This is a genomic window from Streptomyces sp. UC4497 (assembly GCF_054871485.1).
Map to the genome: position 1 here is coordinate 169,293 of NZ_JBTYHB010000014.1, position 13,283 is coordinate 182,575.

The 13,283-nt window shown below is 70.9% G+C and carries 14 protein-coding genes and 1 pseudogene; 3 read left to right on the top strand and 12 right to left on the bottom strand.

Annotated elements, in window-relative coordinates; all coding sequences use genetic code 11:
* Both ACYSUO_RS21560 and ACYSUO_RS21565 read left to right on the top strand, forming a co-directional pair.
* Entirely contained in the window at positions 1-924 is a 924-nt protein-coding gene (locus ACYSUO_RS21560; protein WP_461777838.1) for a glycine betaine ABC transporter substrate-binding protein, read from the top strand.
* Between the two features lie 44 nt (positions 925-968).
* The gene (locus ACYSUO_RS21565; RefSeq protein WP_461777839.1) at positions 969-1,484 is read left to right on the top strand and encodes an MmcQ/YjbR family DNA-binding protein; all 516 of its coding nucleotides are present in this window, start codon (positions 969-971) and stop codon (positions 1,482-1,484) included.
* Positions 1,485-1,489: 5 nt separating this feature from the next.
* Here ACYSUO_RS21565 and ACYSUO_RS21570 read toward each other — a convergent pair whose 3' ends face one another.
* From ACYSUO_RS21570 to ACYSUO_RS21590, 5 genes are read right to left on the bottom strand one after another with little or no spacing between them, the layout of a single operon-like run.
* A complete protein-coding gene (locus ACYSUO_RS21570; protein WP_461777840.1) occupies positions 1,490-2,581 on the bottom strand; it encodes a MerR family transcriptional regulator in 1,092 nt (363 codons plus the stop codon).
* Positions 2,575-3,276, bottom strand: coding sequence for a HEAT repeat domain-containing protein (locus tag ACYSUO_RS21575; protein WP_461777875.1), 702 nt, complete (start codon positions 3,274-3,276; stop codon positions 2,575-2,577). The genes ACYSUO_RS21570 and ACYSUO_RS21575 overlap by 7 nt, the downstream gene beginning before the upstream one ends.
* A gap of 52 nt (positions 3,277-3,328) precedes the next feature.
* Entirely contained in the window at positions 3,329-3,577 is a 249-nt protein-coding gene (locus ACYSUO_RS21580; protein ID WP_461777841.1) for a non-oxidative hydroxyarylic acid decarboxylases subunit D, read from the bottom strand.
* A 55-nt stretch (positions 3,578-3,632) separates the two neighbouring features.
* Complete coding sequence (gene vdcC, locus ACYSUO_RS21585; protein ID WP_426905855.1) at positions 3,633-5,060, bottom strand: non-oxidative vanillic acid decarboxylases subunit C; 1,428 nt, start codon at positions 5,058-5,060, stop codon at positions 3,633-3,635.
* Positions 5,050-5,685, bottom strand: a complete 636-nt coding sequence (locus tag ACYSUO_RS21590; protein ID WP_404001522.1) for a non-oxidative hydroxyarylic acid decarboxylases subunit B — start codon at positions 5,683-5,685, stop codon at positions 5,050-5,052. The genes vdcC and ACYSUO_RS21590 overlap by 11 nt, the downstream gene beginning before the upstream one ends.
* An 83-nt stretch (positions 5,686-5,768) precedes the next feature.
* Between ACYSUO_RS21590 and ACYSUO_RS21595 the strand changes: the two genes are divergently transcribed.
* Positions 5,769-6,680 (top strand): helix-turn-helix transcriptional regulator, encoded by a 912-nt coding sequence (locus tag ACYSUO_RS21595; protein ID WP_461777842.1) that lies wholly within the window; start codon positions 5,769-5,771, stop codon positions 6,678-6,680.
* A gap of 22 nt (positions 6,681-6,702) precedes the next feature.
* Here the strand turns inward: ACYSUO_RS21595 and ACYSUO_RS21600 are convergent.
* The 7 genes and pseudogenes from ACYSUO_RS21600 to ACYSUO_RS21630 form a co-directional block, all read right to left on the bottom strand.
* Positions 6,703-6,876, bottom strand: a pseudogene (locus ACYSUO_RS21600) (GNAT family N-acetyltransferase); the annotation flags it as partial.
* Between the two features lie 295 nt (positions 6,877-7,171).
* Positions 7,172-8,032 carry a phosphogluconate dehydrogenase C-terminal domain-containing protein gene (locus ACYSUO_RS21605; RefSeq protein WP_461777843.1) on the bottom strand — a complete coding sequence of 287 codons (861 nt, stop codon included), beginning with the start codon at positions 8,030-8,032 and terminating at the stop codon, positions 7,172-7,174.
* A 2-nt stretch (positions 8,033-8,034) separates the two neighbouring features.
* Positions 8,035-8,844 carry a sugar phosphate isomerase/epimerase family protein gene (locus ACYSUO_RS21610; protein WP_461777844.1) on the bottom strand — a complete coding sequence of 270 codons (810 nt, stop codon included), beginning with the start codon at positions 8,842-8,844 and terminating at the stop codon, positions 8,035-8,037.
* A 1-nt stretch (position 8,845) separates the two neighbouring features.
* Positions 8,846-9,616, bottom strand: a complete 771-nt coding sequence (locus ACYSUO_RS21615) for a triose-phosphate isomerase family protein (protein WP_461777845.1) — start codon at positions 9,614-9,616, stop codon at positions 8,846-8,848.
* Positions 9,616-10,098, bottom strand: coding sequence for a ribose-5-phosphate isomerase (locus tag ACYSUO_RS21620; protein ID WP_461777846.1), 483 nt, complete (start codon positions 10,096-10,098; stop codon positions 9,616-9,618). Before ACYSUO_RS21620 ends, ACYSUO_RS21615 begins: the two co-directional genes overlap by 1 nt.
* 66 nt (positions 10,099-10,164) lie before the next feature.
* The gene (locus tag ACYSUO_RS21625) at positions 10,165-11,892 is read right to left on the bottom strand and encodes a dihydroxyacetone kinase family protein (RefSeq protein ID WP_461777847.1); all 1,728 of its coding nucleotides are present in this window, start codon (positions 11,890-11,892) and stop codon (positions 10,165-10,167) included.
* Positions 11,889-13,256: an MFS transporter gene (locus ACYSUO_RS21630; protein ID WP_461777848.1), complete on the bottom strand. Its 1,368-nt coding sequence runs from the start codon at positions 13,254-13,256 to the stop codon at positions 11,889-11,891. The genes ACYSUO_RS21625 and ACYSUO_RS21630 overlap by 4 nt, the downstream gene beginning before the upstream one ends.
* Positions 13,257-13,283: the final 27 nt, after the last annotated feature.

Sequence of the window (13,283 nt, forward strand, 5' to 3'; positions counted from 1 at the left end):
ATGATCCGCAATCGCCGCCGCCGCACCACCTACCTAGTCGGCTGTACCGCCGCCGCCCTCACCCTGCTCGCCACCGCATGCAGCGGAAACACCTCGAAGGTCGAGGGGGACTCCGACGACGACAGCGGCAGCGGCTCGAAGACGGTCAAGCTGGCCTACGTCGCCGGATGGGACGAGGGAGTCTCCGCGACCTTCCTGTGGAAGCAGATCCTGGAGGACAAGGGGTACAAGGTCGACGTCCGTGACCTGGACATCGCCAGCACGTACACCGGCATCGCCAACAAGCAGGCCGACATCTACCTCGACGCCTGGCTGCCGGTCACCCACGAGACGTATTGGAAGAAGCTCGGCCCCAAGATGGAGAAGCTCGGCACCTGGTACGAGCCGGCCGACCTCAACCTGACCGTCCCCAAGTACATGAAGGACGTCAATACGATCGAGGACCTCAAGGGGAAGTCCAAGGAGTTCGGCGGCAAGATCGTGGGCATCGAGGCGGGCTCCGGCCTGATGCGCCTGACCCGCGACCCCGTGCTGCCGGACTACGGCCTCAAGAGCGAGTACGAGCTCTCCGAGTCCAGCACGTCGGCGATGCTCTCCGCCCTGAAGAAGGCGGTCAAGGACGAGAAGCCGATCGTGGTCACGCTCTGGCGGCCGCACTGGGCGTACACCTCGATGCCGCTGAAGGTCCTCAAGGACACCAAGAAGGCCTACGGCAAGCCCGACAAGGTCCAGATGGTCGCCTCCAAGGGCTACTCCAAGGCCAACCCCGAGGTCGCGGGCTGGCTCAAGAACTTCCACCTCACGAGCAGCCAGCTCGGCAGCCTGGAACTCCTCCTCCAGAAGAAGGGGACGGGCAACGAGCAGGCCGCGGCGAAGGAGTGGATCGCGGACAACAAGCAGCTGGTGGACAGCTGGCTGAAGTGACGTGACACCGGGACCGGGGTGACACCTGCTGCCATGCTGGGCGTATGACGACGATCGCCCAGCTGCGCAAGGCCGCGCTCGCCCTCCCGGAGACCGAGGAGGGAACCCACTTCGGCATGGCCGCCTTCTCCGTACGGGGCAAGGGTTTCGCGTCGCTGACCAAGAACGGGTACGTACAGCTCCGGCTGTCCGAGGACGACACCCGGGCGGCACTCGCCGCGCACGCCGGGGCGGAGGCCGTGCTGCGCTCGGGTGCGCCGATCGGGGTGCGGCTCGCCCTGGCGGACGTGAACGGCAAGGACCTCAACGCGTTGGTGCGGGCGGCCTGGTCGAACCGGGCGCCGAAGCGGCTCGCGGCGGCCGCCGAAGCGACGGGCGACCTTCCGGCCGCCATCGGCAGGCCCGCCACCCGGGCCCTGCTGGGCGCGGGCATCGACACGCTGGAGCGGGTGGCCCGCCATTCGGAGGCCGAATTGCTCGCGCTGCACGGCGTCGGCCCGAAGGCCGTCCGGGTGCTCAAGGAGGAGCTGGCCGACAAGGGCCTGGGCCTGCCGTCCTGAACCCGCTAGCCGTCACGCAGCCGGAGCAGATACGTCGCGGTCAGCGCCACGGCGCGGTCTTCGTCCGCCGACAGCTCGACGAGCGCGCGCGTCGCCGTCGCCCCCGGGATACCGGCGAGCGCCTGCGTGAGCCGGCCGCGGGCGGGGGCTTCGGTGGCGGGGTGGCCGAGGCGCTCGACGAGGGCGGCGGCGATGCGCTCGGCCGGGGCGGAGGCGTCCGCCGACACCGTGTCGCCCGCCCCCGCGGTCGCACCCCGTGCGGTGACACCCGCCGATCCGGTGGCGTCAGCCGACGCGGGGGCGACCGCCAGTACGCTCAGCGCGTCCGCTGCGTCCGTGTCGTTCCTGCCCGCAACGATCATCTCGATCAGCTCCGGGACCGCGTCGGTCGCTCCCCGGTTGCCGAGGGCCACGGCGGCGCGCGCCCTGACCACGGGGTCGGGGTCCGCGAGGGCGTGCCGGAGTTCCGCGGTGGCCTCGTCGCCGGGCAGCTCGGCGAGGCACTGGGCCGCCCGCTCCCGTACGGCGGCGTCCGGCGAGCCGAGCGCCTCCACCAGCAGCGGCAAGCTGTGGGCGCCGCCCGAGCGCACCAGCGCCCAGCGCAGCGCCCCGGCGACATTCGTGTCCGTCTCGCTCAACACCGCCTCGACCAGGGCCGCCACGGGCAGCGCGTCCTGGCCGCCCGACGAAAGCGCTGCCCGCTGCCGCGCGTCGGCGCTCTTCGAGCTCAACGCCTGTAGCAGCGCGACGACTTGGAGCACCTCCTCCCAGTCGCCGGGCTCCGCCGCGTCGATCCGGTTGAGACGCGTGAGCAACTCGGTCTCGGCCGCGATGCGTTCGCGCGTCTGCCGGATGAGATCGCCGACGAGCGACGCGGGCGCGAAGCCGGGTTCGTCGAGCGCCCGGCCGATCTCGCGCAGCGAGAGCCCCAGCGACCGCAGGCTCTCGATGTGGAAGATCCGCCGGATGTCGTCGCCCGAGTACTCCCGGTACCCGGAGCCCGTCCGTTCCGAGGGTTTCACCAGGCCCAGCGACTCGTAGTGCCTGAGCATGCGGGCACTGACCCCGGACCTTCGCGCCACCTCACCGATCAACACACTTCATCGTCCACCACGGGAGCCCCGTCGAGCGCCACGACGCGCTTCGCCTCCTCGATCGCGAAGCCGAACCCGGTGTCCGGGTCGCGCAGCACCTGTTGCGTGGCGAGCGCGTGCGCCCGCACGGCCGGGTCGGAGGAGATCGCCGCGGCGCGCAGCACGGGCATCACCACGTCACCGAGGTCGACCAGGGCCCGGCCCAGGCTCAGCTGCGTCTCCCGCCCTCCCCGGCCGAGCTGCGTCGCGAGTACGTCGGCGAGGGCGGCCTTCTCGCTGTCCGTGTCGTCGCCCACGCCGTCGTCCGGTACGAGCACGACGGCCGCCCGCCAGGCACTGCGCGCCACCTCGTCGTCGGCGTCCGTCAGCAGCTCCCGCGTGATCACGGGCCAGGCCTTCCGGTCGCCGATCTTCGAGAGCGTGTGCAGCGCCTGGCTCCGCGCCTGCGCCGGCCCCGAGCGCACCTCGCGCAGCAGCGCGGGGAGCGTCAGGGCCGCCGGGTGGCGGGTGAGCGCCCAGGTCAGCATGTCGCGGACGTAGAACTCCGGCTCGACCGCACACCGCTCGACGAGCGTGCCGACGAACCCCGGGTCGGGCGCCGAGCCGACCGCCATCGCGGCCCGCAGCCGCACCGACGCATCGCGGTCCGCCAGCCCCCGCAGTGCGCGCAAGGCCTCCGTGTCCTGCCCAGTGATCATGATCGAGACCACCTCCTCGATCAGCAGTGAAGACCTTGTCACCGTGTCAAGGTCAAACGCGCAGCGGCGGCACCGCCGGAACCTCGATCGCGTTCTCGATGTCGGCGTCCGTCAGCTTGAAGGCCTCGGGGTAGGCGTAGCGGCGGGTGCGGCGGTCGGGTTCGCTCGTGCGCCAGGTGAAGAGGCAGCGGGTGCACTGGAGCACGTCCCACGCTCCGGGGACCGGGGACGTGGCGAGGCGGGTGACGGTGTCGGCCGGGCAGCGCGGACACTCGGCGCCGTCAACCAGCTTGCTGTTCATGAGCGTTGGCCTTTCTGGAGAGAGAAAGAGTGAGAAGGAGAGAGGGACGGCGGGGTCAGTGGCGGGCCGCGATCATGTCCTGCAGACGCTTCGCCCACTCGGCCGTCTCGGGCAGGTCCTTGGCCGGCGTGGAGAAGTTGCCGCGGACGTCGGGTGCCACCGGGGTCGTCGCGTCGATGATCATCTTGCTGGTGATGCCGGCGGGCTGCGCGGCGGGCGCGAGTTCGAGGACCGACAGGTTCGGGATGACGACGACGTCGTCCTTCGGATTGACCTTCGCCGACATGGCCCACATGACCTGCGGCAGGTTGAACGGGTCCACGTCCTCGTCGACGACGATCACCTGGGCCACGTATCCGAGCCCGTGCGGGGTCGTCATCGCGCGCATGCCGACGGCCTTGGCGAACCCGCCGTACCGCTTCTTCGTCGAGATGATCACCATCAGGCCGTGCGTGTACATGGCGTTGACGGCCTGCACCTCGGGGAACTCCGCGCGCAGCTGCTTGAGCAGCGGCACACAGGTGTTGGGGCCGACGAGGTAGTCGCACTCGGTCCACGGCATGCCGAGGTAGAGGGACTCGAAGACCGGGTTCGTCCGGTACGAGACGCGGTCGACGCGGATGACGGGCATGCGGCGGCCGCCCGAGTAGTGGCCGGTGAACTCCCCGAAGGGGCCCTCGATTTGACGCTTGCGGGACTCGATGACGCCCTCGATGACGACCTCGCTGCCCCACGGCACGTCGAAGCCGGTGAGCGGCGCGGTGGCGATCGGGGCGGGCGCACCGCGCAGCGCGCCGGCCATCTCGTACTCGCTCTGGTCGTACGCCATCGGCATGCCGGCGACGATCGCCATCACCGGGTCGTTGCCGAGGGTGATGGCGATGGGCAGGTCCTCGCCGACCTCCTCGGCCTTGCGTAGGTGCTGGGCGACGTCGTGCATCGGGACGGGCTGGAAGGCCAGCCGGTTCGCGCCGATGACCTCGATGCGGTACGTCCCGACGTTCTGCTTGCCGAAGTTGTCCGGGTCCTCGGGGTCGCGGGAGACGACGGCGGCCTTGTCGAGGTAGAAGCCGCCGTCACCGTCGTTGAGGCGGAACAGTGGAAGGACGGAGAAGAGGTCGACGTCCTCGCCCTCCTGGGTGTTCTCGCGCCAGGGCGCGTCCTCGCGGCGTTCGGGGGCGACGGGGAAGGCGTCCCAGCGGCGCGCGAACTCCTCGACCTGCTCCTTGACCGGGGTGTTCTTCGGCAGTCCGAGCGCGAGGGCGTGGTTGGCCCAGGAGCCGTGCACGTTCAGCGCGATACGGGCGTCGGTGAAGCCCTTGACGTTGTCGAACCAGAGGGCGGGGGCGTTCTCGCCGATGCGGCCCGTCGCGTTGGCGGCGGCCGCGAGGTCGGGCTCGGGCAGCACCTCGTCGGAGATGCGCAGCAGCTGGCCCTCCTTCTCCAGGGTGCCGAGGAAGCTGCGCAGATCGTCATAGGGCATGGGTAACTCCTGTGTTCTGTACGGAGGTTGTGGAGTCGGCCGCGGTGCGGGCGGCGCGGGCGGCGCGCATGCCGGCCCAGCGCTCGGCGGCCGGGGCGGGCAGGTCGAACTGGTCGAGGACCCGCGCGACGATGTGGTCGACGATGTCGTCGATGGTGCGCGGGTTGTTGTAGAAGGCGGGCATGGGCGGCACCAACTGCACGCCCATGCGGGCGAGTTCCAGCATGTTCCGCAGGTGGATCTCGCTCAGTGGTGTCTCGCGCGGGACGAGGACGAGCTTGCGCCGCTCCTTGAGGACGACGTCCGCGGCGCGTGCCACGAGCCCTTCGGCGTAGCCGGCGCTGATCCCCGCGAGCGTCTTCATCGAGCACGGGACGATGACCATGCCGTCGGTGCGGAAGGAGCCGGAGGAGATGGTGGCGCCCTGGTCGTCGGGGTGGTGTGTCACATCGGCGAGCGCCGAGACCTCCGCCGCCGAGCGGCCGGTCTCCAGCTCGATGGTGGTGCGCGCCCAGCGGGAGAGCACCAGATGTGTCTCCACGTCCGGCAGCTCGCGCAGACATTCCAGTAGCCGGACACCGAACGGAGCTCCCGTCGCCCCGGTCATTCCCACGACCAATCGCACAGGACACTCCTCACACGTCGCTGACCTGTGCTTTCACGCTAGGCGGCGGGACGGGGTCGGTAGCGGTACGCTCGGGACTCACGATGGGGAAAATCAGACAGGTACGGCGCCTGGGACGTGCGGCAGGTGCGGAACGTCCCGATGTCAGGGACCTCGAATACACGCCGAACGTCGGAGCGCCGACCGGGGTGGAGGTCGAGGAGCTGGCCGACCTCCACGACCGCTCGCTGCGCCACGGCAACGATCCGTACGCACCGCTGCGGCCCGCGTTCCACCAGTTGATCGGCGCGCGCGAGCGTCCGCTGCAGGTGGCGGTGGACTTCGTCGAGTACGAGCTGCGGCCCGGTTCGTGGCTGTGGATCCGGCCGGGTCAGGTGCAGCGCTTCGGCCGGGACCTGCGGACGGCGGACGGCGTGGATGTGGTCTTCAAGGCGGGGTTCCTGCCACCCGCGATCGTCTCGGCCGCGCACATGGACCCGCCGTACGAACAGCGTCCGCTGACGCCGGAGGGACCGGACGCGGAGGGGGTGCGGCGGGCGCTCGACCACCTCGCGTACGAGTACGGGGCGATGGCCTCGCTCCCCCTCCAGGCGCACGCCGAGGTGCTGCGGGCGCTGCTGTCGGTGCTGGTGATGCGCCTCGCGAAGGTACGCGCCCCGAAGCCGGGCCCCGCCGCTGTGTCCAGCACCTTCCACCGGTTCCACGCGGCGGTGGAGCGCGACCACGCGGTGACCCGCCGGGTCGAGGACTACGCGTCGGCCCTCGGCTACAGCCCCCGCACCCTGACCCGCGCCACGCTCGCGGCGGCGGGCCGCACCGCGAAGCAGTACGTGGACGACCGGGTCCTCCTGGAGGCCAAGCGCCTGCTGTGGCACAGCGGCCTCCCGGCGAAGGAGGTGGCGGGCCGCCTCGGCTTCGACGACCCGAGCGACTTCACGAAGTTCTTCCGCCTGCGGACGGGGGTGACACCGGGGGCATTCCGGTCGAGCCCTTGAACGCGGAGCGCCGCGGGCCTCCTCACACCGCCCGCCCGCGATGCTCGAACCACTCCGGCGCGAGGACCGACATCACGACGGCGTCCACCCGCTCCCCGTCCCACAGCAACGCGTCCCGCAGCACCCCTCCGACGACGAAGCCCACCTTCTCGTAGGCGCGGCGGGCCCGCGGATTGAACGCGTACACCTGCCATGACCGTGACGGGTTCGATGAGGCCCGGCCTGGGGCTCGAGGCGACGCGGCTGAACGTCGGGGGCGACTGCGAGAAGCTTGGGCTGCACCGCATCTCGCTGGACTAACGTTCAACCGCGCCACCTGCGGGTCCTTTGGGCTTGAGGCGGAATGCCCGGACCGGCACGCCGCGATCACGATCAGCCATGTCCGCCGTGTGCCGGATCAACAGCCCTTGCCGGTACCGGGCCGGACCGATACGGCGCCGGGTGGCCCGTCCCCCGTGGGGCGGGCCCCCCGGCAGTGGAGCGGGGGTGTCTCAGCGGCGGATTTCCTTGATCTTGAGCATCTTGGTGATGACCTTGTCGAGTTCGCCGTCGTCGAAGACCTTCTTCCAGTCGTCCTTGACGATGGAGTCCCGGCCGTAGTCCATGGCGATCAGGCACGCGTCGGAGAAGGGGTTGTCGCCCTTGAGGGTGTTGGCGAGGGCGACCTGGGTGTGACCGAGGAGCATGGCGCGGGCCGCCTTCTCCGGGACGCCGACGGTGTGCACGGTCTCGTGCAGCGCCTCGTTGAGCAGCGCGCCGACCATGCACGCGATGGTCTCGACGAGCGTCGGCTCCAGGACGGCGAGCTGCTTGACGGTGACCCAGTGGACGTCGACGACCGGCGCGTACATGACGCGGATGACGGACCCGGCGAGCGCCTGCTTGGCCTCGTCGCCGCCCTCGTACGCGGCGACGACCTCCTGCGGCGCCGCGATGCCACCGAAGGTGTCGTCGAGCTCGGCCTGCGTCTTGCGCTGCAGGAAGACGGACGGGTGACAGGGATGCGCGCACACGTAGTGCACGTCGGCGCGCGGGTGCAGCAGGCCCGCGTACGCGGCCGCCGGGTCGAGGGTGAGGACGACGGCGCCCGGCTTCAGGAGCGGGACGAGCTGCTCGGAGACCTTGCCGAGGACGATGTCCGGCACGGCAAGGATCAGGACGTCGGCCTGCTGGGCCGCCGCCTCGGAGTCGGTCAGCTCACGGCCGAGCGAGCGGATCAGCTCCTGGCCCTTGGGCGAATTCTCGGAGAAGAGGACGGTGAAGTCGCTCTTGACCAGGTTGTTGGAGACACGCTGGCCCATCTTGCCGGCGGCCCCGATGACGGCAACGGTCGTGTTGTTCTCGGCGGCCATGTTCATTCGCCCTTCAGGAGTGTGCTGATGCTGTGCTTGGTCCACTGGTGTTCGAGCTCGGCGGTGACATCGAAGCCACCGTCCTGCCACGGGAGCCAGTGCTCCACGATCTGGTTGACCGACGCGGGGTCCGGGGCGTTCGCGCGGACCGCGGCGATCATGGCGGAGTAGTCGAGCAGCCCCGTGCCGAGCGGGGCACCCGCGTAGGTGAAGCCCACCCAGCCGTCCCTGCGGCTGAACGCGAAGTCCTTGACGTGCACGTTCACCACGTAGGGTGCGGTCAACTCGACGACCTGGGACGGGTGTTCCAGGCGGGCCACGCAGTTGCCCGGGTCGACGACGATGCCGAGGCGGGGGCTGTTCACGGTGCGGACGACGTCGACGAGGTCGGCGGTGGCGACCTGCTCGTAGGTCTCCAGGCCGAGCGTGACGCCCTGCTCCTCATAGCCGCCGATGGCCTGCTTCAGCAGGGCGACCGACTCTTCGACGCCGGGCTTGTGGTCGGCGGTGTGCAGCATGGAGCGTACGAAGGTCACGCCGAGCCGCTCCGCGATGCGCAGGTAGCGCTCCAGGTGGTCCGGCGCGATGCCGCGCGTGCCGAGTTCGAGGGTGACACCGAGGTCGGCGGCCGTCGCCTTCAGCTCGGCGAGCTGCGCGTCGTCGTAGGACTCGATCGGCGCGTAGTCGCAGATCTGGAAGACCTGGCCGCCGAGCCGGTGGATGTCCCGGAGCATGTCCAGGGCCGTCATCGGCTGCGGCGCGCGCGAGGAGATACGCCAGAAGTACGCGTAGGTGCTGATGCCGTACGCCATGTCATGCCACCTCCGTACGGGCGGCCGCGGGCTCGATCTCGTCGAGGATGCGGCCGACGGCCTCCGGGTCGTGGGCGAAGCGGCCAAGGAAGAGGCCGCCGACGGCGCCGCCGAGGCGGGTGAGCAGGCCGGGGCCCGCGCTGCCGCCGTAGATCACGGTGGAACCGGCGTGCTGGGGGCGGGAGTTCAGCCACTCCCCCAATGCCGCGCACACCGTGGTGATGTGCTCGGGAGAGGCCGGCTCGGGCGCGCCGATGGCCCACTGCGGCTCGTAGGCGAGGACGACCTGCCCCTCCAGGCCGTACAGCAGGCGGGCGGCCTCGGCGACGGTGCGACGCGCGGCCTCCTCCGGCTCCACGGGGTCGAGTTCGCCGACGCACAGGACCGGGGTGAGGCCGTTGCGCAGCGCGGCCGCGGTCTTCGAGGCGACGACCGTGTCACCCTCCCCGTACAGGCGGCGGCGCTCGGCGTGCCCGACCTCGGCGTAGCGGCAGCCGATCTCCTTGAGGAGCGGCCCGGACACCTCGCCCGTGTAGGCGCCCACGTCCTCCGTGGCGATGTCCTGCGCGCCGACGTCGACTCCGCTGCGCGCGAGGATCCCGGCCACCGGAACGATCGCCGGGAAGGCGGGCAGCACGAAGAGGCGGGCGGCGCCGCTGGTGACGGCCGGGTGCCGGTCCGTCAACTGCACGATGCGGCGGGACCAGTTGAGGGTCTCGTGGTGGCCGAAGTACATCTTCAGGCTCACCCCGAGCAGGACGGGGGCGTTCATCAGGCGGCCTCGGACCCGGTGGACTCGTTCTCGTAGTCGCTCATCAGCTGGACCTTCGCCGCGGACGCGGAGGTCTCGTCGAAGCGGTAGGTGAGCCACTCGGCGGCGAGGCGGCGGGCCAGTTCGATGCCGACGACGCGCTGGCCGAAGGTGAGCACCTGGGCGTTGTTGGAGAGGATCGCGCGCTCCACGGAGAAGGAGTCGTGCGCGGTGACGGCGCGAATGCCCTTGACCTTGTTGGCGGCGATGGCGACACCGAGTCCCGTGCCGCACACCAGGAGCGCCCGGTCGGCCTCGCCGCGGGCCACCATCTCGGCGGCGGCGATGGCGACCTTCGGGTAGGCGGTGTGCCCGTCGGCGTCCACGCCCACGTCGGTGACCGACTCGACCAGGTCGCTCGCCCGGAGGTCCTGCTTCAGCGCCTCCTTGTACTGGAATCCGGCGTCGTCGCAGCCGACGACGATCCGCAGCTTGTCACTCATCTCAGCGTTCCTTAACGGGAGTTGCCTGCAAGGGGGTTGCTTGCACGCGGGCTACTTGCAGGAGGGTTACTTGCACGGGGCGAGCGCGCCGTGGACGGCGCGGACGATCAGGGCGAGGGAGTGGGCGCCCGCGTCGGGGGTGCCCAGCGACTTCTCGGCGTGGGGGCGGGCGCGACCCATCTTGGGCAGCAGGTGGGCGGTGTCGCGCGCGGAGCGCTCCGCCGCGGTGGCGGCGGTGTCCCACGCGGCGGCCAACTCGGCGCCCGCGTCGACCTGTTGGCCCAGCGTCTCGGCGAAGGGCACGAGGACGTCGACCATGGTCTTGTCGCCGACCTCGGCGCCGCCGGTCCTGCGGACGCCGTCGGACGCCTGCTGGACTCCGTGGGCGACAGACGCCGGGGTCGGCCGTTCGGTATCGCCGAGCGCGTCGCCGAGCGCGCGCAGGACGATGCCCCACAGGGCGCCGGAGGTGCCGCCCGCCTTGTCGGCCCAGGCGTCGCCCGCGGCGGTCAGCAGGGAACGGGCTCCCGCGCCGGCCTCGCGGGCGCGGTGGGCGGCTTCGTAGGCGCCGGTCGAGCCGCGCTGCATGCCGATGCCGTGGTCGCCGTCGCCCGCGACGGCGTCGATGCGGCCGAGTTCGTCGGCGTGCGTGTCGACGGTGTCCTTGAGGCGGCGCAGCGCGTCGAGCGCGGTCGCCGCGGCCTGCCGGGACTCCTCGCTCGCCGTGTAGGCCTCGGGCCCCTCCTCGGTCTCGTACGACTCCTCGTCGGCGGCGGCCGCTTCGGGGACGGTGCCCTTGCGATACGCGGGGGTGTCGGCCGGGGCGGTCCACAGGGCTTCGAGGGAGTCGTCGAGCCACGTCAGGGTGAGGGAGATGCCGGCCATGTCGAAGCTGGTGACGAGTTCGCCGACCTCGGGGTCGACGGCCGTCACACCCGCTTCGTCGAGCAGCTGCGCGACCCTGCGGTAGACGACGAACAGCTCCTCGTACTTCACGGAGCCCAGGCCGTTGAGGATCACCGCGGCGCGCTGACCGTCCGGCGCCCCGATTCCCTCCGGGAGTTCCTTGAGGAGGGTGGCGACGAGGAGTTCGGCGGCCTCGTCCGCGGTGGGAACGGGCTCCTCGCCGATGCCGGGCTCGCCGTGGATGCCGAGGCCGACGGCCATCCGGTCCTCGGGGACCGTGAACAGCGGGTGGTCGGCGCCCGGGAGCGTACAGCCGGAGAAGGCGATGCCGAAGGAGCGGGTGCGGTCGTTCGCGTGGGCGGCGAAACGCGCCACCTCGTCGAGGGACCTGCCCTGTTCGGCGGCGGCAGCGGCCACCTTGAAGACGGGCAGGTCGCCGGCGATGCCGCGCCGCTTGTGGGCCTCTTCGGGGCCCGCGCTGGATATGTCGTCGGTGACGGCGAACGTCCGCGTCGGTATGCCCTCGCCGGTCAGCCGCTCGGCGGCCTGCCCGAAGTGCAGGACGTCGCCCGCGTAGTTGCCGTACATGAGCAGCACACCGCCGCCCGACTGCGCCGCCTTGGCGACGCCGCGGATCTGCTGGGCGGAGGGCGAGGCGAAGACGTTGCCGACGGCGGCGCCGTGCGCGAGGCCCTGCCCGACGAGGCCGGAGAACGCCGGGTAGTGGCCGGATCCGCCGCCGATGACGACGGCCACCTGGCCGGGGGTCTTGGCGGTGGCGCGGACCACGCCGCCGGTGACGGGACGCACCCAGCGGCGGTGGGCGGCGGCGAAGCCTTCGAGCGCTTCGTCGGCGAAGGCGGCGGGGTCGTTGTGGAGGCGGGTCATCGCTGGTTCTCCGGGAGGGACGAGGTGCTGGTGGGCGCGCGGCGGGCGAGGACGACCATCAGCGCGGCCGACAGCAGCATGAAGAGGCCGACGAGGTAGAGCGGTACGTAGTAGTCGCCCGTCCAGTCCTTGAGCCAGCCGGTGATGTAGCTGGAGGCGAAGCCCGCGATGTTGCCCGCGGTGTTGATGAGCGCGATGCCGGCCGCGGCGGCCGCGCCGGTCAGGAAGCGGGAGGGCACGGCCCAGAACACGGGCAGCGCGGCGAAGATGGCGCAGGCGGTCACGGTGATGACGGCGACGGTGGCGGCCGGAGAGCCCATGTAGAGGGCCAGCGGGATGGAGATGCCGCCGACGACCGCGGGGCCCGCGACGTGCCAGGTGCGGGTGCCGTGCCGGGTGGCGTGCCGGCTCCAGAAGAAGAGGACGATCGCGGCCGGCAGGTACGGGATGGCCGTGATCCACGCCTTGTCCATGACGCTGAACGTGGTGTCGTACTGCTCCTGGAAGCCGTCGATGATGGTCGGCAGGAAGAAGGCGAGCGCGTACAGGCCGTAGACGAAGCCGAAGTAGACGACGGCCAGGATCCAGACGCGGCCGTTGGTGAACGCCGTCTTCAGGTCGCCCTTGGCGTGCTTGTCCTCGTGGCCCGTCTTCTGCGCGTTCTCGGCGGCCAGCTCCTCGGTGAGCCAGTCACGCTCCTCGGTGGTGAGCCACTTGGCGTCGGCGGGGCGGTCGATCAGGTAGAACCAGGCGATGACGCCCAGCAGGATCGCCGGGATCGACACAAACAGGAACATCACGCGCCAGCCCTCGAGGCCGAACAGGCCGTGGTGGCCGATCAGCCAGCCCGCGAGCGGGGCGCCGAAGACCGTGGTCAGCGGCTGGGCGAGGTAGAAGAGGCCGAGGACCTTGGTGCGGTGGCGGCTCGGCACCCACTGGCTGAGGAAGAGGATCGCGCCGGGGAAGAACCCGGCCTCCGCCACGCCCAGCAGGAAGCGCAGCGTGTAGAGGCCTCCGCTGCTGTCCACCCAGGTGAAGAGAAGCGAGACGATGCCCCAGGTCACCATGATCCGGGCCAGCCAGCGGCGGGCGCCGAAGCGGTGCAACGCCATGTTGCTGGGGACCTCGAGCACGATGTAACCGACGAAGAAGATCCCGGAGGCGAAGCCGAACTGGGCCGCGGTGAGCGCCAGGTCCTCCCCCATCCCGTTCGGTTCCGCGAACGACACCGCGGTGCGGTCCAGATAGTTCACGAAGAACATCAGGGCCACGAAGGGGACCAACCGGATCGAGATCTTCTTGATGGCCGACTTCTCGACGGCCGACCTCGTCGCCTTCACGGGCGGCGCGGCAGTGGCAGGCATGGCGACTCCTCGGCTCGCCGGACAGCT